This is a genomic window from Mesorhizobium sp. M0618 (genome assembly GCF_040320765.1).
Lineage (GTDB): Bacteria > Pseudomonadota > Alphaproteobacteria > Rhizobiales > Rhizobiaceae > Mesorhizobium.
The window spans coordinates 94593-114819 of record NZ_JAMYQH010000003.1; the positions used below are offsets into that span (position 1 = coordinate 94593).

At 62.3% G+C, this 20227-nt stretch carries 18 protein-coding genes; 9 read left to right on the forward strand and 9 right to left on the reverse strand.

What is annotated here, in order from left to right:
* Nucleotides 1–150 precede the first annotated feature (150 nt).
* Together NKJ04_RS04480 and NKJ04_RS04485 are read right to left on the reverse strand one after the other, a co-directional pair.
* Nucleotides 151–1524, reverse strand: a complete 1374-nt coding sequence (locus NKJ04_RS04480) for a PleD family two-component system response regulator (RefSeq protein ID WP_023810534.1) — start codon at nt 1522–1524, stop codon at nt 151–153.
* A 33-nt stretch (nt 1525–1557) separates the two neighbouring features.
* Nucleotides 1558–1929 (reverse strand): response regulator, encoded by a 372-nt coding sequence (locus tag NKJ04_RS04485; RefSeq protein WP_013531932.1) that lies wholly within the window; start codon nt 1927–1929, stop codon nt 1558–1560.
* A 225-nt stretch (nt 1930–2154) separates the two neighbouring features.
* On the opposite strand from NKJ04_RS04485, the gene NKJ04_RS04490 reads away from it, so the two are divergent.
* Nucleotides 2155–2454, forward strand: coding sequence for a DUF3572 domain-containing protein (locus NKJ04_RS04490; RefSeq protein WP_024503583.1), 300 nt, complete (start codon nt 2155–2157; stop codon nt 2452–2454).
* Nucleotides 2451–3104: a hypothetical protein gene (locus NKJ04_RS04495; protein ID WP_352673688.1), complete on the forward strand. Its 654-nt coding sequence runs from the start codon at nt 2451–2453 to the stop codon at nt 3102–3104. The genes NKJ04_RS04490 and NKJ04_RS04495 overlap by 4 nt, the downstream gene beginning before the upstream one ends.
* Nucleotides 3105–3121: 17 nt before the next feature.
* On the opposite strand, the gene NKJ04_RS04500 is transcribed toward NKJ04_RS04495, so the two are convergent.
* Nucleotides 3122–4645, reverse strand: a complete 1524-nt coding sequence (locus NKJ04_RS04500) for a hypothetical protein (RefSeq protein ID WP_352673689.1) — start codon at nt 4643–4645, stop codon at nt 3122–3124.
* 107 nt (nt 4646–4752) lie between these two features.
* Nucleotides 4753–5328 carry a GNAT family N-acetyltransferase gene (locus NKJ04_RS04505; protein WP_023810530.1) on the reverse strand — a complete coding sequence of 192 codons (576 nt, stop codon included), beginning with the start codon at nt 5326–5328 and terminating at the stop codon, nt 4753–4755.
* 65 nt (nt 5329–5393) lie between these two features.
* Here NKJ04_RS04505 and NKJ04_RS04510 point away from each other — a divergent pair, with 65 nt between their 5' ends.
* Nucleotides 5394–6722 carry a DNA polymerase IV gene (locus NKJ04_RS04510; protein ID WP_128303383.1) on the forward strand — a complete coding sequence of 443 codons (1329 nt, stop codon included), beginning with the start codon at nt 5394–5396 and terminating at the stop codon, nt 6720–6722.
* Here NKJ04_RS04510 and NKJ04_RS04515 read toward each other — a convergent pair.
* On the reverse strand, nt 6719–7225 hold the full coding sequence (locus tag NKJ04_RS04515) for a hypothetical protein (RefSeq protein ID WP_023810528.1): 507 nt from the start codon (nt 7223–7225) through the stop codon (nt 6719–6721). The genes NKJ04_RS04510 and NKJ04_RS04515 overlap by 4 nt on opposite strands.
* A gap of 196 nt (nt 7226–7421) precedes the next feature.
* Here NKJ04_RS04515 and NKJ04_RS04520 point away from each other — a divergent pair, with 196 nt between their 5' ends.
* Nucleotides 7422–8303 carry a DMT family transporter gene (locus NKJ04_RS04520; RefSeq protein WP_023810527.1) on the forward strand — a complete coding sequence of 294 codons (882 nt, stop codon included), beginning with the start codon at nt 7422–7424 and terminating at the stop codon, nt 8301–8303.
* Nucleotides 8304–8315: 12 nt separating this feature from the next.
* Here NKJ04_RS04520 and NKJ04_RS04525 read toward each other — a convergent pair whose 3' ends face one another.
* The 3 genes from NKJ04_RS04525 to NKJ04_RS04535 all read right to left on the reverse strand — a co-directional run bounded on the left by NKJ04_RS04525 (nt 8316) and on the right by NKJ04_RS04535 (nt 14834).
* The gene (locus NKJ04_RS04525) at nt 8316–9119 is read right to left on the reverse strand and encodes a potassium channel family protein (protein WP_352440260.1); all 804 of its coding nucleotides are present in this window, start codon (nt 9117–9119) and stop codon (nt 8316–8318) included.
* A 67-nt stretch (nt 9120–9186) separates the two neighbouring features.
* Nucleotides 9187–12714, reverse strand: coding sequence for a DNA polymerase III subunit alpha (gene dnaE / locus NKJ04_RS04530; RefSeq protein WP_352673691.1), 3528 nt, complete (start codon nt 12712–12714; stop codon nt 9187–9189).
* Nucleotides 12715–12821: 107 nt separating this feature from the next.
* The gene (locus tag NKJ04_RS04535) at nt 12822–14834 is read right to left on the reverse strand and encodes an acetyl-CoA carboxylase biotin carboxylase subunit (RefSeq protein WP_352610706.1); all 2013 of its coding nucleotides are present in this window, start codon (nt 14832–14834) and stop codon (nt 12822–12824) included.
* Between the two features lie 197 nt (nt 14835–15031).
* Between NKJ04_RS04535 and NKJ04_RS04540 the strand changes: the two genes are divergently transcribed.
* The 5 genes from NKJ04_RS04540 to NKJ04_RS04560 all read left to right on the forward strand — a co-directional run bounded on the left by NKJ04_RS04540 (nt 15032) and on the right by NKJ04_RS04560 (nt 19179).
* Nucleotides 15032–16159 (forward strand): S-(hydroxymethyl)glutathione dehydrogenase/class III alcohol dehydrogenase, encoded by a 1128-nt coding sequence (locus tag NKJ04_RS04540; protein ID WP_352610704.1) that lies wholly within the window; start codon nt 15032–15034, stop codon nt 16157–16159.
* A gap of 68 nt (nt 16160–16227) precedes the next feature.
* Nucleotides 16228–16698, forward strand: a complete 471-nt coding sequence (locus NKJ04_RS04545; RefSeq protein ID WP_352610702.1) for a YaiI/YqxD family protein — start codon at nt 16228–16230, stop codon at nt 16696–16698.
* Nucleotides 16699–16729: 31 nt separating this feature from the next.
* A complete protein-coding gene (locus NKJ04_RS04550) occupies nt 16730–17407 on the forward strand; it encodes a DUF1345 domain-containing protein (RefSeq protein WP_352552923.1) in 678 nt (225 codons plus the stop codon).
* A 97-nt stretch (nt 17408–17504) separates the two neighbouring features.
* Complete coding sequence (locus NKJ04_RS04555) at nt 17505–18386, forward strand: cytochrome b/b6 domain-containing protein (protein ID WP_023810519.1); 882 nt, start codon at nt 17505–17507, stop codon at nt 18384–18386.
* Between the two features lies 1 nt (nt 18387).
* On the forward strand, nt 18388–19179 hold the full coding sequence (locus NKJ04_RS04560; RefSeq protein ID WP_352673692.1) for a molybdopterin-binding protein: 792 nt from the start codon (nt 18388–18390) through the stop codon (nt 19177–19179).
* A gap of 31 nt (nt 19180–19210) precedes the next feature.
* Here NKJ04_RS04560 and NKJ04_RS04565 read toward each other — a convergent pair whose 3' ends face one another.
* Nucleotides 19211–20008 carry a maleate cis-trans isomerase family protein gene (locus NKJ04_RS04565; protein WP_352673693.1) on the reverse strand — a complete coding sequence of 266 codons (798 nt, stop codon included), beginning with the start codon at nt 20006–20008 and terminating at the stop codon, nt 19211–19213.
* Nucleotides 20009–20227 lie beyond the last annotated feature (219 nt).

Genomic DNA, 20227 nt, shown 5'->3' on the forward strand with positions numbered 1-20227 from the left:
TCTATCCTCGTGCCGGCTTCGTCTTGGCCTGCACAGTTGCGCAAGAGCTTATGAAAATCAACAGTTTCTTAACCAAGGCTCGCGAATCGCTTGGATTAAGGTAAACGGGTAACCCTGTCGGGTTGACTGGATATTCGGAGCCTTGGCCGGTTATGCGGCTTTGGCAACAACCCGGTTGCGGCCGCCGCTCTTGGCTTCGTAGAGCGCGAGATCGGCACGCTTCATCAGCGCCGCCACCGTGTCCACGCCTTTCAGCACCGACGACACGCCGACGCTGACCGTGACTTCGATCGCCTTGCCGTCCTGGCCGATGGCAAAAGCTGCCTGGGCGATTTCGGCGCGAATGCGCTCGGCTACCTTCTCGGCCACCGCGCCCTCGGTGTCCGGCATCACCACGACGAACTCCTCCCCGCCAAAACGGCAGGCAAGGTCGATACCCCTGACATTCTTGCGCAGCCGCCGTGCGAATTCCCGCAGAACCTCGTCGCCCCCGTCATGACCGTGCGCGTCGTTGATCGCCTTGAAGCGGTCGAGGTCGGTGATCATCACCGACAGCGGCCGGCGCCGCGCCACGGCGCGATCGAACAGCGTCTGCAGATGGCTGTCCAGATAGCGGCGGTTGTGCAGCCCGGTCAGTCCATCGGTCACCGCCATTTCGATGGTCTGGGTGACGCTGGCGCGCAGCTGGTCGTTGTAGCGCTTGCGGCGCACCTGGGTGCGCAGCCGCGCCGTCAACTCCTGCTGGTCGATCGGCCGCATCAGATAATCATTGATGCCGAGTTCGAGGCCGCGGATGATGCGTTCCTCCTCGCCCTCCTCCGCCAGCAGGATGATCGGCACGAAACGGGTGCGATCGAGCGAGCGCAACTGCGAACAGAGCCTCAGCGGATCGAAATCGGCGAACGCGGTCGAGATCATCACGCATTCATAGGACGTCTCGGCGGCCTGGAAGAAACCGGCATGCGGATCATGTGTGACGTCGAGATCGGCCCGGTCGCGCAGCATCTTCTGGATGCGCTCGACGGATGATTTGCGTTCGTCGATCAAAAGCACTTTGGGCGTCGTGTCCTCGGATGCGAAATTACGGCTGAGCAACTCCTCGATGCCGATGTTGCGCGTCGTCGAGGCGCGCAGCCGCAACTCGTCGGTCAGCGACTTCAGGCGAACCAAGCTCTTGACGCGCGTCATCAGTTGCAGATCGTTGACCGGCTTGGTCAGGAAGTCGTCGGCGCCGGCCTCGAGCCCGCGGACGCGGTCGGAAACCTGGTCGAGCGCGGTGATCATCACCACCGGAATGTGCGATGTCGCCGGATCGCTCTTCAGCCGCCGACAGACCTCGAAGCCGTCCATGTCCGGCATCATCACGTCGAGCAGCACGACATCGACCTTGCCGTTCTCGCAGGTCTCGATCGCATCCGGCCCGTTGGTGGCGGTCAGCACTTCGAAATATTCGGCCAGCAGCCGGACTTCCAGCAGCCGCACATTGGCAGGGATGTCGTCGACGACGAGGATCCGCGCAGTCATTTCACAAGGCTCCGGCTCGGCTGAAAGGGCACATCACGCATCGCCCAGATAGGATTTGATGGTTTCGATGAAACGCGGCACCGAGATCGGCTTCGAAATATAAGCCTCGCAGCCGCCCTGGCGGATACGTTCCTCGTCACCCTTCATGGCGAAGGCGGTCACCGCAATGACCGGGATGACGTGCAGCTCGTCGTCTTCCTTCAGCCATTTGGTCACTTCAAGCCCCGACACTTCAGGCAACTGGATATCCATCAGGATCAGATCCGGCCGGTGCTGGCGCGCCAGATCGAGCGCTTCCAGACCGTTGCGGGTGCGCACGGTCTCGTAACCGCTTGCCTCGATGAGGTCCCGAAAGAGCTTCATGTTGAGCTCATTGTCCTCGACGATCATAACCTTCTTCGGCATCGATATCCCGTCCCGGCAGTCCTTCCGCTTCGAAGGCGACCGTCATGCGCCCATGTCTGAACGCACCAAACCCTGCTTCACTTTACGGCAATATGATTGACGAAACGGAAATCCACCGTGCGAAAAGCTGTTTGGATTCCACCTCGGGCGCCGCTCTAATGGCTTGCCGCAAGCAACTCTTGCCATTACTGCGGGAGAGACTCATTCCACACACCGAAGGTAGTGATGGCAAACGCAGCGTCAATGCGCGAAGAAGCGGAATCGATTGCCGTGAAGGCCCTGGGCTTCGTCGCCTCCGATCCGGAGCTTCTGCCGCGCTTTCTGGCAATCACCGGCATAGAGGTCCATTCGATCCGTAAAGCCGCCAGCGAGCCGGGTTTTCTGGCCGGTGTCCTGCAATTCATCCTCGCCCACGAGCCGACTTTGATGCGCTTTGCCGAGGAAACCGGCACCCCGCCGGCGGCTGTCGGCAAGGCCTTGCGGTCGCTGCCGCTGGGCGACGACAACCACGAGCATTCCATATGAGCGATGATCCGGAAACCGCGCGCCAGATTGAAGAACTGGCAGCGGACGACCGACCGCTGCTGGTGCTCGACGTCGATGACGTCGTGCTCGAATTCATCCGACCGTTTCCGAATTTCCTCAAGGCGCGCGGCTATGGCTTGACGCTGGCCTCGTTTCGGCTGACCGGCAACATCGCAGAGACCGCCAGCGGCCGCCGGATCGAACAGCCCGAAGTCACGGCACTGCTGGCCGATTTCTTTGACGCGCAAGCCGATTGGCAAAACATTACTGACGGCGCTGCAGAAGCCCTGGCAGGGTTTGGCGACCGCGCGGAAATCATCTTGCTGACGGCCATGCCGCACAAGCACCGTGCCGTGCGTCGCGTCCATCTCGACGCGCTTGGGCTGAGCTACCCGCTTCTGACCACTGAAATGGCCAAAGGACCGGCAGTGGCCAAGCTTCGCGGCAGGGCCGGCCGACCGGTGGTTTTCGTCGACGATCAGCCGCACAATCTGGCGTCGGTACGGGAATCGGTCGCCGACGCCGAACTGTTCCACCTGATGGCCGACAATTCGCTGCGCGCATTCCTGCCGCCGGTGACGGACGATGTGGTCGTCGTCCAGGACTGGCACGAGGCAGCGCCCAAGATCGCAAGCGCGCTGGGGCTCTGAACTCCAGCTTCAGGGGTTCAGTTCGCACCTGCGCCGCCGCTGTCGTCTCCGCTGTCATCGGCGCCGTCACCATCATCCACGCTGTCGTCCACGGCCGGATCGGCGGGCTTCAGCATGACGCCATTGACGGTGACCGAGCCATCGGCCTTGGCATTGACGATCCATTCCAGCCGGCCATCGGGCAGCGTCTTGCCAAAGCCCTTCGCCATGAGAGCGACTGGCACGTATTGGCCAACCTCCGGTTCCGACTTTGCCGCTTCCTGCAGGCCTTCGACAAGCTTGTCGAAGCCGGCGACATCGACGGTTACGCTTCCTTCGGGCTTTTCGCCTAGGAATGTCATCTCGCCTTCCAGCGCGATCTCCGTGTCCTTGTTCTTCACGGTGCTGTGGCCAAGCACGACCTTCGGCATTTTGGCCATGAAGTCGACTTTAAGCTGCTCGCCGAATTCGGCCGACAGCGGTGGATTCTTATTGAGATCAAAGGCTTCGATCGCCTTCTTCGCCATGCTGTCGAGATCGATATTGGCGCCGCCAAAGTTCAAATCGACATCGGTGGGCAACAACCCCACGCTCCAGCTCGGCAGAAGCTGGGTCGGCACGGTCAGCCCCGATGCCTTGATGCCGTACGTGATCGTGCCGTTCTGGGCGACGCCATCGGTGCCGAACACGGTGCTGAGCTGGGTGGCGCCGAAATTGCCGACCGGGCTTTCCACCGCAAAATCCTTGAAACCGTAGGTCCCGTCGATACGCTGCCAAAGCGGCAAGGCGGCGAGCAGAAGCGATTTGAGCTGCGCCTGGTTGTCCTTCAGCGTCGCCTCGTCCTCGTTGGCCACCGCAAATGCCAGGAGATCGAGCAATGGCTTGGTCCGCATGCCCTTGCCGCTGGCTTCGACCGACAGTTCAGGCGACCTGACGGTGACCGGGAATTTCAGCCCGCTCTCGGGGTCATCGAAATTGATCGCTTCGACAAAACTCGACACCTTCTGCGAGGTTGTGAAATCGACGCCCCCGGTCGCCGACTTGGTCGCGGCAACGGTCGCGATGCCGGCGCCCGTGCTGGCTTCCATGTGCTGCTTGGCATCCTTCGATGCCATCGTCATGCCGGCCATCGAGCTGGTGCCGCTGGTGAAGGCCGCCAGATTTGGATCGTAGACGCCCGAGCCCTTGCCGTCCTTTATCGAAAACTGAGTGCTTTGCAGCCCCTCGGGTCCGTTGAACTCGAAGGAGGCGGTTTGGGAGAAATCCATGGAGATATCCCAGGACCCGTCGCTGCGCGGCTTGACCATCAAGGCATAGGGCGCGAAGTCGAACTTCAGCAGTTTCTGGTCCGGAAATGATGCGGCAAGTGCCTTGAAATCGAACACGATCTTGTAGGCGCCACCTTCGAGCGAAACCTTCAAAATGCCTTTGTCGATGGCCTGCTTGCCGACATAGCGGGACAAGTCGTCGGACAATTGCTTCGCACCCTGACTGTCGGCGGTCTGGCTGAAAGCAGGGGCACTCAACGCAAGAAGGAACACGAATGGCAGGGCACGGTTCACGCGAATTCTCCGTTTGACCTAGAAGAAAGACTTTGTCCGTCTGGTATGAAATTACCGCTGCAACCGCAAGGTGAGATCGACAACGGCACCCGGGCAGACCATCTCGATCAAAGCACCAGCCGCATCAGCGGGCGACCGGCCTTGCGTTCCACCAGCCGCTCGAAACCCGCCTTCTCGAAGACCCGTGACGAACCGACGAACAGGCCGATCGAGCGCGAATCGCGAGACAGGTCCATCGGGCACGCCTCGAGCAGCCGGGCCCCATTCTGGCGGGCGAAACCTATGCCGCCTTCGACGAGGCGATGCGTGATGCCCCTGCCGCGCGCCTTGGCGCGGATGAAGAAGCAGGAGATCGCCCAAACGGCCGCATCCCCCGCGTCGGCAGGATCGACCGGTGCCGACCCCCTGCCCTGATTGTTCCATTCGGGCACGTCGGCGCGCGGTCCGATCTGCATCCAGCCAACCGCCTGGCCATCCTCGAATGCCAGCAGTCCGGGCGGCGGGCCGGCTTCGATACGCGCCTTGATGTGGTCCTTGTTGCGTTCCCGGCTGCTCTCGCGGCGCATCGCCGGCGCCAGCCGGAAATGCGTGCACCAGCAGCCGTAGCAGGCGCCTTGCTTGCCGAAGAGGTCCTCGAATTCAGCCCAAAGCTCGGGCGCAAGCGGCGCTATGGTCGTGCTCATGCGTTCTCCCCAGGCCAGCCTTGTCGCTGGCCTTGCACTGTCGTACCATTGCTTCTGTTCTCTTTATGTTCGCAGCGATGGCGGCCCCTGTCAACAATCCCGATCACGGTTTTTGCCGCGACTGCCTGATGTTTCAGCGCAGCCCGACGCGCCGCTGCGAGCGCTGCGGCAGCCCCCGGCTTGTGCGTCATCCCGAGCTTTACCGGCTGCATCTGGCCCATATCGATTGCGACGCCTTCTATGCGGCGATCGAAAAGCGCGACAATCCGGCGCTCAAGGACAAGCCGCTGATCATCGGCGGCGGCAAGCGCGGCGTCGTCTCCACCGCCTGTTACATCGCCCGCATCCAGGGCGTCCGCTCGGCCATGCCGATGTTCAAGGCGCTCGAAGCCTGCCCGGAGGCGGTCGTCATCAGCCCCAACATGGAAAAATACGTGCGCGTCGGCCGCGAAGTGCGCGCCATGATGCAAGCGCTGACACCGCTGGTCGAGCCGCTGTCGATCGACGAGGCGTTTCTCGACCTCGCCGGCACCGAACGACTGCACGGCCTGCCGCCTGCTGTGGTGCTGGCGCGCTTCGCGCAGGCCGTCGAGAAGGAGATCGGCATTACCGTTTCGGCCGGCCTGTCCTATTGCAAGTTCCTTGCCAAGATTGCGTCTGATTTTCGCAAGCCGCGCGGTTTCTCGGTCATCGGCGAGGCCGAGGCAGTCGGCTTCCTGGCGGCGCAGCCGGTGACCATGATCTGGGGTGTCGGAAAGGCATTCAACGCCACCCTGGAGCGTGACGGCATCCGCACTATCGGCCAGTTGCAGCAGATGGATCGCGGCGACCTGATGCGCCGCTACGGCACGATGGGCGACCGGCTCTACCACCTTTCGCGCGGCGAGGACGTCCGCCGCGTCGATCCCGACCAGGATGCCAAGAGCGTATCGGCCGAAACCACCTTCGACACCGACATCGCGTCGCTAGAGGAACTGGTCGCGGTTCTCAGGGGTCTTTCGGAAAAGGTTTCGGCACGGCTGAAAAAGTCAGGCATTGCCGGGCGCACTGTGGTGCTGAAACTGAAGAGCCAGGATTTCAAGCTGCGCACGCGCAATCGCCAGCTCGGCGATCCGACCCGGCTCGCCGACCGCATCTTTCAGACCGGGGTGGAGCTTCTGCGCAAGGAAACCGACGGCACGAAATATCGGCTGCTAGGCATCGGCGTCAGCGACCTTTCGGACGACGACAAGGCCGACCCGCCCGATCTGGTCGACATCCAATCGCGCAAGCGCGCCATGGCCGAAGGCGCCATCGATGCCCTCCGCGACAAGTTCGGCCGCAAGGCGGTGGAAACCGGCTACACATTCGGCAAGGGCCGCGACGCCCATCCGCCGGAGCCGCTTGAGGATTAGGTGCGCTGCAGATCAATCCTGCTCGTCACCACGCTCTTGCCGGTTTTCGGGTCGGTGTCGATGACGGTCAGCCGCATGCCGTTCTCGCCGCGTTTCTCGACCTTCATCTGCGCCCTTCGGTCGCCATTGACCTCCTTGGCCCAGCGAATGCCCAGGTTGATCGCGTTGCCCGAACGGCTGCCGTTGAGCTGTGCCGGTCCCGTGCGAGAGCCGACATAGATGCCGCTGTATTTGGCGCCGCTGGCCTTCAGATCCGCGCTGATGGCACGCGTGACCACGACAAGCCCCCGGCAATTGCCGTCGAGCGACAGGGAGGTCGATGTCGCGTTCGAGCTGAACGTGCAGGACACGTTCACGGTCGGCGCATCGGTGGTGACCTTGACGATACCCTTGCCGGCGAAATTGCCCTTGAACGACTGGAGAAATTGCGTCTCGTCGGCATGTGCCGCGCCTGCCGCAACCAGTAAACCGCCGGCAAGCGCGAATTGCGCGAAGAATCTCATCGAAGCTCTCCCTGTCGATCTTCAAAAAGGCGGGACGGTCCGCCAGCACGGCTGACCATCGGGACTCAACGCCACTTGCCGTTTCAGGTTCCGCCCGCCACATGACTGTTTCACAACATCCAGCAGTCGCGACTGGCCCAGAAGAATGCCTTGCGTAGCGATTGCGGCAGAAGTCCTGGGCTGCGACATAGCGCGAATGGCACCCACACCCTCGATCCCCAAGGCCGCGTTCTGGATGGCGCTGTCGATCGCTTCCTTCCTTGGGATGACGGTCGCCGGCCGAGCCACGACAGCGGAGCTCAACGTCTTCCAGGTGCTGGAGTTGCGCTCTGTGATCGGCTTCTTCATCCTTCTGCCGCTGGTGATGACGAGTGGCGGCTTTCAAGCCATGCGCACGCGGCGCCCCATTGCCCACATCGCCCGCAACGTCATCCACTACACGGGCCAGGCGGCCTGGCTCTACGCCCTCACTTTGATCCCGCTGGCCGTGCTGATCTCGATCGAATTCACCACGCCGATCTGGACAGCTATCCTGGCGGTGATTTTTCTTGGCGAAAGGCTGAACCGAGCCAAGCTGGCAGCGATCGGGCTGGGGCTGATCGGCGTGGTGATCATCGTGCGCCCCGGTGTCGGCTCGGTCGATCCTGGACATCTCGTCGTGCTGGGTGCCGCGGCCTGCTTCGGCATCTCGGTGGTCACGATCAAGTCGCTGACCCGGACGGACAGCGTCGTGCGCATCATCTTCTGGATGCTGGTTATCCAATCGGTGGTCGGTCTCATCCCGGCGCTTTATACGTGGCGCAACCCGCCACTGGAGCTGTGGCCATGGATCATGCTGATCGCCTTCACCGGCATGTCGTCGCATTTCTGCATGGCCCGTGCGCTTGGTCATGCCGACGCGACCATCGTCTCGCCGATGGATTTCCTGCGCGTGCCGCTATCGGCACTGATTGGCTGGCTGCTCTATAGCGAGCAGATCGACGCCTTCACCGCCGGTGGCGCGCTGCTGATCCTGATGGGCAATCTGCTCAATCTTCAGCGCAGGCCAATGAAGCCGGCCGAAGTGGCGGCGTCGTAGTCCCGCCGGCCGTCAGTTCCCTTCGTCGGGTATGTTGAGGAGATGGCCGCAGGCTTTGCAATGCACGGCGTCCGGCTCGTGCCGCCGCAGGCCGCACTGCGGGCAGGGAAACAAAACCTTGGCTGGCCGGAAGATCGCCTGAGCCAGTCTGACAAACAGCGATATGCCGATGATCATGGTGACGATTGCCGTCAGCTTGCCGGCCATGCCCGGCAGCACGATGTCGCCGAAGCCGGTCGTCGTCACCGTGGCGACGGTGAAATAAAGCGCGTCGATATAGTTCTCCAGGCCGGCGCCAGTGCGGAAGAAGAACGTGTAGACGAAGCCGGTGATGACAAACAGGAAGGTCAAGAGGTTGATGACCGCGTGGCTGGCCTCGCGCCACGGCCGCAGGCCGCGCATCTCCAGATGCCGCCAGAGCGAACCGCTGCGCGACAGCGACCACAGCCGCAGGATGCGCAGGAAGGCGAGATTGGCGAACGCCGTCGGCATCAGCAGCGTCAAAAGGATGAAGACATCGACCCACGACGTCGGCTGCTTCATCAGCCGCAGCATGTTTTTGGAGGCAAGCAGCCGGGCGACCAGGTCCGCGGCGACAAGCGCGGCCGCCGAATAGTCGAGCCAGAGGAATGACGGCTTGTCCTGAAGAACCGGCGTCGCGATGAAGAAAGCGATTATGGCGAGGTCGATGACGACGGCCACCAGTTGGAACCGGAAAGCGGCCGGCGTGCGCCCATGATAGAGCCTGCGCAGCCTGTCACGCAGCCGCGCCAAGGTTGAAACCGTCTGCGACCCGTTCCTCTGTGCCGGCTTCATGCTGACTGCGCTGGCGTTCGCGGCAGCGACCGCCCGGCTGATTGCCGCGCGCGAGAAAGAGCGGGGGTCACACCAACTCCACTTCGACCACGCCCGGCACCGCGCGCATCGCCGAGGCGATCTGCGGCGAAATCCGGTAGCGGTTCGGCAGCTCGATCTCGATTTCCCCCTCGCCCTCTTCCTTGATCAGCACGAAGCTGACCTGGCCTTCGCCCCTGACGGTCAGTTGGCCGGCCAGCGTGTTGATCGGCGAGGCGTTGCGCACGAAAATGCGAAGTGCCTTCTGGATACGGCTTGCCTCGTCCTCCAGCGACTGCACTGAGTTGATGCGCAGATTGACGCCTTCCGGCCTGTCCTCGGCGGCAACGGTGATGACCACGGAGCGGCCGGCCTCGAGCAGATCGCGATATTGCGCCAGTCCTTCGGAAAACAGCACGGCTTCGTACTGGCCGGATGTGTCAGAAAAGGCGATAACGCCCATCTTGTTGCCGGTGCGCGTCTTGCGCTCCTGCTTGGACGTCACCGTGCCGGCCAGACGGCCGGCGGCGGCACCGCGTTTGACGGCCGCCGAAAACTCGGCCCACGTCTGAACCCGCATCTTCTGCAGGGCCGCCTTGTACTCGTCGAGCGGGTGCGCCGAGAGATAGAAGCCGACCACCTGGAATTCACGGTGCAGCCGGTCGGCGGCGAGCCACGGCTCTGTCGCCGGCAGATTGAGTGCCTGCGACTGGGCGCCGAGCGAAGCGCCGAAGATGTCGTGCTGGCCGGAAACCGCATTCTGCTGCGCCAGCGACGCCAGTCCCATCATGCGCTCCACGCCCGCCATCATCGACGCGCGGTCGTGGCCGAAGCAATCGAGCGCACCGGCCATGATCAGGCTTTCGAAGACGCGCTTGCCGACAATCTTGGGATCGACCCGCTCGCAGAAATCAGCAAGGTTCTTGAACGGCCTTTCCCCACGTTGGGCAACGATGTGTTCGACCGCCGCGTCGCCGACGCCTTTGAGCGCAGCCAACGAATAGTAGATGCGGTTCTCACCGACCTCGAAGGGACGGAAGCTCGATATCACCGACGGCGCCAGAACCTCGATGCCAAGGCGCAGCGCGTCCTGGCGGAAATCGGCCAGCTTGTCGGTGTTGCCCATGTCGAGCGTCATCGACGCTGCCAGGAACTCGACCGGATAATGCGCCTTGAGATAGGCGGTCTGGTATGAAACCACCGCATAGGCGGCGGCGTGTGATTTGTTGAAACCATAGTCGGCGAACTTGGCCAGCAGGTCGAAAATGAAATCGGCTTGCGGCTTGCCGACGCCACGCTCGACCGCGCCGGAGACGAAGCGCTCGCGCTGCTTGTCCATCTCTGCGCGGATCTTCTTGCCCATGGCGCGGCGCAGCAGATCGGCTTCGCCGAGCGAGTAGCCGGACAGCTCCTGCGCGATCTGCATCACCTGTTCCTGGTACACGATGACGCCTTGCGTCTCTTTCACCAGATGGTCGATCTTGGGATGGATCGACGCCATCTCCTCCTCGCCATGTTTGCGGGCGTTGTAGGTCGGGATGTTCTCCATCGGCCCCGGTCGGTAGAGCGCGACCAGGGCGATGATGTCCTCGATGCAGTCGGGCCGCATGCCGATCAGCGCCTTGCGCATGCCGGCACTTTCCACCTGGAACACGCCGACCACTTCACCGCGCGACAGCATGGCGTAGGTCTCGGGATCGTCGAGCGGGATCGTCGCCAGGTCGATCTCGATGCCGCGCCGGCGGATCAGCTTCACCGCCGTCTCCAGAACGGTCAGCGTCTTCAGGCCGAGGAAGTCGAACTTCACCAGTCCGGCCTGCTCGACATATTTCATGTTGAACTGGGTGACCGGCATGTCCGAGCGCGGATCGCGGTACATCGGCACCAGTTCCGACAGCGGCCGGTCGCCGATGACGATGCCGGCAGCATGGGTCGAGGCGTGGCGATAGAGGCCTTCCAGCTTCTGCGCCATGTCGAGCAGCGTCTGGACGATCGGCTCCCTCTCGGCCTCTTCGGCAAAGCGCGGCTCGTTGGCGATGGCGTCGGCGAGCTTGACCGGATTGGCCGGATTCTGCGGCACCATCTTGGAGAGCTTGTCTACCTGGCCATAGGGCATCTGCAGCACACGGCCGACGTCGCGCAGCACGGCGCGCGCCTGCAGCGTACCGAAGGTGATGATCTGGCCGACCTGGTCGCGGCCGTATTTCTGCTGGACGTAGCGGATGACCTCCTCGCGGCGATCCTGGCAGAAGTCGATGTCGAAGTCGGGCATCGACACGCGGTCGGGATTGAGGAAGCGCTCGAACAGCAGCGAGAAGCGCAGCGGATCGATGTCGGTGATGGTCGTCGAATAGGCGACCAGCGAGCCTGCGCCCGAACCGCGGCCCGGCCCGACCGGAATGCCTTGCGCCTTGGCCCATTTGATGAAGTCGGCAACGATCAGGAAGTAGCCGGGAAACTTCATCTTGGTGATGATGCCAAGCTCGAAGTTCAACCGCTCGCGGTATTGCTCGACCGTATAGCCGGCGGTTGGGCCATGCATGGCGAGGCGCGCGTCGAGCCCCTCATGCGCCTGGCGGGCCAGTTCGTCGGCTTCCGCCTGCACCGCGGCGTCATTGTCGGCGACATCGCCGCCGGTGAAGCGCGGCAGGATCGGATTGCGATTCCTGGGATAGTAGGAGCAGCGCAGCGCGATCTCGACAGTGTTGTCGATCGCCTCCGGCAGATCGGCAAAGAGCCGCGCCATATCGGCCTGGCTGCGCAGGAAATTGTCCGGCGACAGCCGGCGACGATTGTCGGCGGCGACGACCGATCCCTCGGCGATGGCGATCAGCGCGTCATGTGCGTCATAGTCGTCACGAGAGGAAAAGAACGCCTCGTTGGTGGCGACCAGGGGCAATTCATGCGCATAGGCCAGATCGATCGAGGATTTCTCGATTACGCGATCATAACCGGAAACCCGGTCCAGTTCGACATAGAGGCGATCGCCGAACATGGCCTTGAGGGTCAAAAGCCGTGCCTCGGCCAGATCGCGGCGATCTTCCTTGAGCGCGGTGCCGATCGGTCCGCGCGGCCCACCGCTGAGGCAGATCAATCCGTCACAAAAGCCTTCCATCATTTCGGTGGTCAGGTGCACGGCTTCGCCCGGCGGCGTTTCGAGGTAGACGCGGCTAACCAGCCTGACCAGATTGGAATAGCCGGCTTCGGTCGCGGCGAGCAGGACCACCGGCCGCATATCCGGGCCCTGCCGCCTGCGGTCGCGCTGGCCATCGCTGTTTTCGCCGGAAAAGGCGAGCGCCGTCTGACAGCCGATGATCGGCTGGATGCCGTCCTTCACCGCCTTCTGCGCGAATTCCAGTGCGCCGAACAGATTGTTGGTGTCGGTGACGGCGATGGCCGGGGCTTCGTCCTTGACCGCGTGAGCCACCACCTTGCCGATCTGCAAGGCGCCTTCCAGCAGCGAATAAGCCGAATGCACGCGCAGATGGACGAAGGGCCGCGCCGGCGCCTCCGGCCTCGCCGCAGCAATCGCTGCTTCGCGCTTCAGGGGATCGCGGGGAAGTTTTTCGTCGGCCATGATGCTGCGTGAAGGTCCTTGAGTCGATGGAGATGTATTGTCCGGGACCGGGCGATGCCAGTCCAGCACAAACCGCTGCTGATCACAGGCTGCCTGCCCGGCCAGCCTTACGCAAACTCCATGATCACAGCGTCGACAGCCAGGCTGTCGCCTGGCTTGGCGTTGAGTTTGGAGACGACAAGGTCGCGTTCAGCACGCAGCACGTTTTCCATCTTCATCGCTTCGACCACCGCCAATGTCTCGCCGGCCTTGACCTCCTGGCCTTCGGCAACGGCAATCGACACGACAAGGCCAGGCATCGGGCAAAGCAGCAGGTTCGACGTGTCCGGCGCCACCTTTTCGGGCATCAGCCTTTCCAGCTCGGCGGTGCGCGGCAGCATGGCGCGCGCGGTCACCGACATGCCTTTCCAGGCTATGCGAAAGCCGTTGGCAACCGGCCTGACCTGAGCCGTAACCTTGCGCTTGCCGACCGTGCCGCGCCAGATCAGATCGCCCGGCCGCCAGTCTGATGCAACGGTCAACGCCCTGCCGCCCTCGATCGACAGATCGATTTCCATCGGAATGGAAATCATGCCCTCGATAATCGACGCCGACAGATAGTCATCGCCGATCTTTACCACCCAGTCGCGCTTCAGAGCTCCCGAATGCGGCGCCAGCCGCCCGCCCAGCCGGTCGAGCCGGTCACGGCGCAGCAGTTCCACCGCGGTCGCGATCGACGCCAGCACGGCCTTCTCATCGTCGTTCGGTACGACCGGCGCGAAGCCGTCGGGATATTCCTCCGATATAAAAGCGGTCGATATCCGCCCTTCCCGCCAACGCGGATGCTGCATCAAGGCGGCCAGGAACGGAATGTTGTGCTCGATACCGTCGACGACGAAGCTGTCGAGCGCTTCCGACATGGCATCGATGGCCTCCAGACGCGTCGGCGCCCAGGTGCACAGCTTGGCGAGCATCGGATCGTAGAACATCGAGATTTCGGAGCCTTCGGTGACGCCGGTGTCGTTGCGGATGACGACATCGCCGAATTGTCCTTCCTCAGGCGGCCGGTAGCGCGTCAGTCGGCCGATCGAAGGCAGGAAGTTGCGGTAAGGGTCTTCGGCATAGAGCCGGCTTTCCACCGCCCAGCCGTTCAGCTTGATGTCGCTTTGCTTCAGGCCAAGCTTTTCGCCGGCGGCGACGCGGATCATCTGCTCGACCAGATCGATGCCGGTGACGAGCTCCGTCACCGGATGCTCGACCTGCAATCGTGTATTCATTTCAAGGAAATAGAAGTTCTTGTCCTTGTCGACGATGAATTCGACCGTGCCGGCGCTCTGGTAATCGACAGCCCTGGCCAGCGCCACCGACTGCTCGCCCATGGCCTTGCGTGTCGCGGCGTCCAGGAAGGGCGACGGCGCCTCTTCGGCGACCTTCTGGTTGCGTCGCTGGATCGAGCATTCGCGCTCGCCGAGATAGAGCGCGTTGCCATGCGCGTCGGCCAGCACCTGGATTTCGATGTGGCGCGGATCGACGATGAATTTCTCGATGAAGACACGATCGTCTCCGAACGAACTCTTGGCTTCCGAGCGCGCGCGGTCGAAGCCGTCGCGCACTTCGGCCTCGCTCCAGGCGATGCGCATGCCCTTGCCGCCGCCGCCGGCCGAAGCCTTGATCATCACGGGATAGCCGATTTCGCCGGCTATCTTTTCGGCATGGTCGGCATTCTCGATAACGCCGAGCCAGCCGGGCACGGTGGAAACCTTGGCGGCGTTGGCGAACTTCTTCGATTCGATCTTGTCGCCCATCGCCTTGATGGCCTTGGGCTTTGGGCCGATGAAAATGATGCCTTCCGCTTCCAGCGCTTCGCAGAAAGCCGCCCGCTCGGACAGGAATCCGTAGCCGGGATGCACGGCCTGGGCTCCCGTTTCCTTGCAGGCGGCGATGATCTTTTCCGGGACGAGATAGCTCAGCGCGGCTGGCGAAGGCCCGATATGCACCGCCTCGTCGGCCATCTCGACATGCACGGCATCGCGATCGGCATCGGAATAGACGGCAACCGTGGCAATGCCCATCTTGCGCGCCGTCTTGATTACGCGGCAGGCAATTTCGCCGCGATTGGCGATCAGGATCTTGGTGAACATGCGAAATGTCATCCCTCGGGTCGGCCGTTCCTTTTATGGCCTGTGCTTGCAGGGTCAAGCCGACCATGCAATTCACTGCCTTTCAATGACTTGCGATTCCAATTCATCGCTGTGGCCCAGTCGGGGAGCCAGCTGCCAGTTGATCGTGTCGGCAAAACCTGAAACCTTGGAAAAAAATCCGCATTGGAGGACGCCTGATGAAAACCCGCGCCGCTGTCGCTGTCGCCGCCGGAAAGCCGCTGGAGATCATGGAGGTCGATCTCGACGGCCCACGTGAGGGCGAGGTGCTGGTCGAGATCAAGGCGACCGGCATCTGCCACACCGACGAATTCACGCTGTCGGGCGCCGATCCCGAAGGCCTGTTTCCAGCCATCCTCGGCCATGAGGGCGCCGGCATCGTCGTCGATATCGGCAAGGGCGTCACCTCGCTCAAGAAGGGCGACCACGTCATCCCGCTCTACACGCCCGAATGTCGCCAGTGCCATTCCTGCCTGTCGCGAAAGACCAATCTGTGCACGGCCATCCGCGCCACCCAGGGCCAGGGCCTGATGCCCGATGGTTCATCGCGCTTCTCGATCGGCAAGGACAAGATCTTTCACTATATGGGCTGCTCGACTTTCTCCAACTTCACCGTGCTGCCCGAGATCGCGCTGGCCAAGGTCAACCCCGACGCGCCCTTCGACAAGATCTGCTACATCGGCTGCGGCGTCACCACCGGCATCGGTGCTGTGATCAACACCGCCAAGGTCGAGATCGGCGCGACAGCCGTGGTCTTCGGCCTCGGCGGCATCGGCCTCAATGTCATCCAGGGCCTGAAACTTGCCGGCGCCGACATGATCATCGGCGTCGATTTGAACAACGACAAGAAGGAGTGGGGCGAGCGGTTCGGCATGACGCATTTCGTCAATCCGAAGGAGATCGACGGCGATGTCGTGCCCCACCTCGTCAACATGACCAAGCGTGGCGCCGACCAGATCGGCGGCGCCGACTACACATTCGACTGCACCGGCAGCACCAAGGTGATGCGCCAGGCGCTGGAAGCCTCGCATCGCGGCTGGGGCAAGTCGGTCGTCATCGGCGTCGCCGGCGCCGGACAGGAGATTTCGACACGGCCGTTCCAGCTGGTCACCGGACGCACCTGGATGGGCACCGCCTTCGGTGGCGCGCGCGGCCGCACCGACGTGCCCAAGATCGTCGACTGGTACATGGACGGCAAGATCCAGATCGACCCGATGATCACCCACACGCTGAAGCTCGAGGACATCAACAAGGGTTTCGATCTCATGCATGAGGGCAAATCGATAAGAAGCGTCGTGGTTTACTGAGGAAGATCACAGGCCGCCACCTAACCGGCCGGAGACCTCCGTGGTTTACAATGGGGGAGAAAAGAAACATGAGCGAACTCCCCGCCATTCTCGTCGATGCAGACGCCTGCCCGGTCAAGGCCGAGGTCGAAAAAGTGGCCGACCGGCATGGCGTCGTTGTCACCTACGTCTCCAATGGCGGCCTGCGGCCATCGCGCGATCCGATGGTCCGCAATGTCGTGGTCTCCAAGGGCGCTGATGCCGCCGACGACTGGATCGTCGACAATGCGCGCACCAACGACATTGTGATCACCGCGGACATTCCGCTGGCCGCCCGCGCGGTGGCACTCGGCGCCCATGTGCTTGGGCCAACGGGGCGCCCCTTCACTCCGGAAACGATCGGCATGGCGATGGCGATGCGTGACCTGAAGCAGCATCTGCGCGAGACCGGCGAAAGCAAGGGGTACAATGCCAGCTTCGCGCCACAAGACCGGTCGCGGTTTCTGGGCGAACTCGACCGCATCTTGCGGCGGGCGCTCAAATCCGCCACACCAGACTAGAAACCGAGCGCCATCCAAGGTTGGAGCCGACATGGCTGCCGAAACCCCGGTGAAGTCTCCCATTCAGCGCCACATGCTGTTCGCTGTGTCGGCCTGCGTTGGCGTTTTTGCGCTTCTCGTGGCGTTGCTGCTGCACGCCCCGCTTGCCTATTCGATCGGCGCCAACGCGTTCTTTGCCGCCTATGTCATTCTCGTCGTCGCCCAGATGCCGAAGTTCACCGGCAGGTATCTGAGCAGGAATGCGCGTGCCACGGACCAGCCGGTGCTGGTCATCTTCGCTGTGACGCTTGTCGTCGTCGGCGTTGCCGTTATCTCATTGTTCCTGCTGATCAATCAGAAGGACAGAAGCCATCCCGTCGAGCTCATCTTCGCGCTGCTGTCGATCCCGCTCGGCTGGTTCACAATCCATGCCATGGCAGCGCTCCATTATGCCCATGTCTACTGGATGGACGGCGATGCGGTGGATGCCGAGACCAGGAAGAAAATCCCGGTCGGCGGACTGCTGTTTCCGGGTGACAAACGGCCGGAGGGCTGGGATTTCCTGTACTTCTCGACGGTGATCGGCATGACCGCACAGACTGCCGATACCAACATCTCGACAACGCATATGCGTCGTGTCGTGCTTGTCCATTCGATCCTGTCGTTTTTCTTCAACACGGTCATCGTCGCCGCCGCCGTCAATCTCGCCGTCAGCCTGGGCGGTCCGTAATAAATCCGTGATCGGATGAAACATCGGTTTGGATCGCGACGTATCAGGAGGACAATGAACGCGCAGGCCATGCCGCGAGGCCGGGAGACGAAAGACGATGGAATCCGTTGCCAGAAGCCAATCCGCCGCCGATCCAGGCGCTTCTGCGTCGAACGACAAAACGCTGATCTACCGGCAGTCTCGCTGGACGCGGCTGACGCATTGGCTCTGGGCCATCTCCTTGTTCTTCATGCTGCTGTCAGGCCTGCAGATCTTCAATGCCCGTCCGCAGCTCTATATCGGCAAAGAATCGGGCTTTGACTACAACAACACCATCTTCGCCATCGGCGCTGAGAATTCCGACGCGGGTCCGCGCGGCTACACGGAAATCTTCGGCAAGCGCTTCGACACGACTGGCGTGCTCGGCTGGTCGGGTCCGGCCGGCCAGGAGACATCCCGCGCCTTTCCATCCTGGGCGACCATCCCGTCCTACTATGATCTCGGCACCGCGCGCGTCATCCATTTCTTCTTTGCCTGGATACTGACCACGACGTTGATCGTCTGGTTTGTCGCCAGCATCGTGAACGGCCATCTGCGGCGCGATCTCGCGCCACGCCTCGACGATTTGAAGCGATTGCCGCAAGACATCGTCGACCATGCCAAGCTCAAATTCCACCACGCGCGCGAATACAACACGCTGCAGAAGATGGCCTATAGCGGCGTGCTGTTCGTGCTGTTGCCGCTGATGATCATCACCGGCCTGGCGATGTCGCCGAGCATGAATTCGGTGCTGCCGTTCCTCAACGATCTGCTCGGTGGCCGGCAGACGGCACGCACCATCCATTTCACCGTCATGGTGCTGCTGGTCGCCTTCTTCGTCGTCCATATCCTGATGATCCTGGCCGCCGGCCCGATCAACGAACTGCGCTCAATCATCACCGGCTGGTATCGCACCGATCCTCCCGCACAGGACGACAAACCCGTCGAGAGGAATGCCTGACATGGCAAAATTCCAGATCAGCCGCCGCAAATTCCTGACCGGTGCCAGCCTTGGCGTCTCCGGCATCATGCTGTCGGGCTGCGACGCCTTCGACAGTCAGCTAGGTGTTGGCAGCGGCCTGCGCAGTTTTCTCGAAAACGCCAATGACCTGACATACCGGGCACAGCGCCTGCTTGCCGGACGTGACGCGCTGGCGCCGGAATTCACGGAGGCCGACATACGCCAGCCGCAGCGGCCGAACGGTGTCACCGCTCCCGATGACGATGTTTACAAAGGCCTGCTCGCCAACAATTTCGCCGACTGGCGTCTGGAAGTGACGGGTCTCGTCGAAAAGCCGCTGTCGCTCAGCCGCGAGCAGCTTCAGAACATGCCGAGCCGCACCCAGATCACCCGCCATGACTGCGTCGAAGGCTGGAGCTGCATAGCCAAATGGACCGGCACCCCGCTGTCGCTGGTGCTGGACCAGGCGGTTGTCAAACCGCAGGCGCGCTACGTCATGTTCCATTGCCTCGACACGATCGACCGCAGCCTCTCCGGCGACATCAAATATTACGGCAGCATCGACCTGATCGATGCCCGTCACCCGCAGACGATCCTCGCCTATGGCCTGAACGGCAAGCCGCTGCCGGTCGAGAACGGCGCGCCGCTGCGGGTTCGCGTCGAGCGCCAGCTCGGCTACAAGATGCCGAAATATCTCTACAAGATCAAGTTGGTCGATGGCTTCGCCACAGTCGGCGGCGGTCGCGGCGGCTATTGGGAAGACAATGGCTACGACTGGTACGGCGGGATCTGAGCTGCACACCGCAAATCCGGCTCTGAAGATGCTAGCCTAGCGAGCGGCGAAACAGTTCGCCCTTTCCGGCAATCTGCTCACCAATGCCGCCGAGCCGCAGCATGTGCCAGGCAAGGGCGTGATTGCTCGAGGTTACCGGTTTCCCCAGTTCCTTCTCGACGTCCTCGATGATGCGGGCAACGCGCATGCTCGTGCAGGAAACGAACACCGCCTCACAGTCGCTCGACGCACCGATTTCCAAGATGGCCTGCTTGACCGATGCCGGCGTGATGCGTGCAACGACATTGTCGTCCGCCTCGTTGAAGGAGCCCATGACCGGAATATCCAACCCCCGCGCCATCAGCGATGACCGCAGGGAATGATTGATTTTTGCCAAATAAGGGGTGAGCAACGCGATCCGCGAAACGCCCAGGGCCTTCAGCGCCGCCCGCGCCGCCGTCACCGGGTTGGTCACTTGCACGCCCGGCAGCACCTCGTGAACGCGTTCGGCGACCTTGTCCTCGCCGATAACCAGCGCTCCCGAAGTGCAGGCAAAGCCGATCACATCGAACTTGACGTCCGGCAAGAGCCCGACCGTTCCCGGGATGACGGCCGACATCTTCATCAGGTTTTCAGGCGTGATCTCGACATCGCTGTAGAGCCGCGCCTCGTACAGCGCGATGTCGCGCGCGGGCAGCGCATAGCGGAATTCATCCTCGATGGTCTGGTCGGTCCGAAGGACGAGCAGGCCGAGATTGGCGCGGGTGCCGATGCCGTTGTCGGTCGTGAAGGGAATGTGTTCCTTGTCGAGGACAAGCGTGTCGTCGGCGCGGCTAAGCGGGGCGTCCATGGCGCAGTCCCCTTCCTGATGCCAATCAGAATTGTCGACAATAGAAACGACAACTTTGCCAAACGTGTCAAGAGCTCCGTTCGAATTTTGGCAACCGAGAAATGCCGGGGTTTCGCCCTGTCTGAACGGTGAATCGATCGTCGACCCACGCGCCGTTGACAATGACCAGCGTCTTCCTATTGAATTGTCGACAATAGAAACGACAACCATTCGGGACAG

Excerpts from the sequence above, each read along its gene's own strand:
- NKJ04_RS04515 (WP_023810528.1), bottom strand. The coding sequence starts at position 7,225 with ATGAGATTCTTCGCGCAATTCGCGCTTGCCGGCGGTTTACTGGTTGCG.
- NKJ04_RS04535 (WP_352610706.1), bottom strand. The coding sequence starts at position 14,834 with ATGTTCACCAAGATCCTGATCGCCAATCGCGGCGAAATTGCCTGCCGC.
- NKJ04_RS04565 (WP_352673693.1), bottom strand. The coding sequence starts at position 20,008 with ATGGACGCCCCGCTTAGCCGCGCCGACGACACGCTTGTCCTCGACAAG.
- NKJ04_RS04510 (WP_128303383.1), top strand. The coding sequence starts at position 5,394 with ATGTTCGCAGCGATGGCGGCCCCTGTCAACAATCCCGATCACGGTTTT.
- NKJ04_RS04550 (WP_352552923.1), top strand. The coding sequence starts at position 16,730 with ATGGCTGCCGAAACCCCGGTGAAGTCTCCCATTCAGCGCCACATGCTG.
- NKJ04_RS04525 (WP_352440260.1), bottom strand. The coding sequence starts at position 9,119 with ATGAAGCCGGCACAGAGGAACGGGTCGCAGACGGTTTCAACCTTGGCG.
- NKJ04_RS04485 (WP_013531932.1), bottom strand. The coding sequence starts at position 1,929 with ATGCCGAAGAAGGTTATGATCGTCGAGGACAATGAGCTCAACATGAAG.
- NKJ04_RS04545 (WP_352610702.1), top strand. The coding sequence starts at position 16,228 with ATGAGCGAACTCCCCGCCATTCTCGTCGATGCAGACGCCTGCCCGGTC.
- NKJ04_RS04540 (WP_352610704.1), top strand. The coding sequence starts at position 15,032 with ATGAAAACCCGCGCCGCTGTCGCTGTCGCCGCCGGAAAGCCGCTGGAG.
- NKJ04_RS04560 (WP_352673692.1), top strand. The coding sequence starts at position 18,388 with ATGGCAAAATTCCAGATCAGCCGCCGCAAATTCCTGACCGGTGCCAGC.
- NKJ04_RS04520 (WP_023810527.1), top strand. The coding sequence starts at position 7,422 with ATGGCACCCACACCCTCGATCCCCAAGGCCGCGTTCTGGATGGCGCTG.
- NKJ04_RS04490 (WP_024503583.1), top strand. The coding sequence starts at position 2,155 with ATGGCAAACGCAGCGTCAATGCGCGAAGAAGCGGAATCGATTGCCGTG.
- NKJ04_RS04555 (WP_023810519.1), top strand. The coding sequence starts at position 17,505 with ATGGAATCCGTTGCCAGAAGCCAATCCGCCGCCGATCCAGGCGCTTCT.
- NKJ04_RS04480 (WP_023810534.1), bottom strand. The coding sequence starts at position 1,524 with ATGACTGCGCGGATCCTCGTCGTCGACGACATCCCTGCCAATGTGCGG.
- dnaE (WP_352673691.1), bottom strand. The coding sequence starts at position 12,714 with ATGGCCGACGAAAAACTTCCCCGCGATCCCCTGAAGCGCGAAGCAGCG.
- NKJ04_RS04495 (WP_352673688.1), top strand. The coding sequence starts at position 2,451 with ATGAGCGATGATCCGGAAACCGCGCGCCAGATTGAAGAACTGGCAGCG.
- NKJ04_RS04505 (WP_023810530.1), bottom strand. The coding sequence starts at position 5,328 with ATGAGCACGACCATAGCGCCGCTTGCGCCCGAGCTTTGGGCTGAATTC.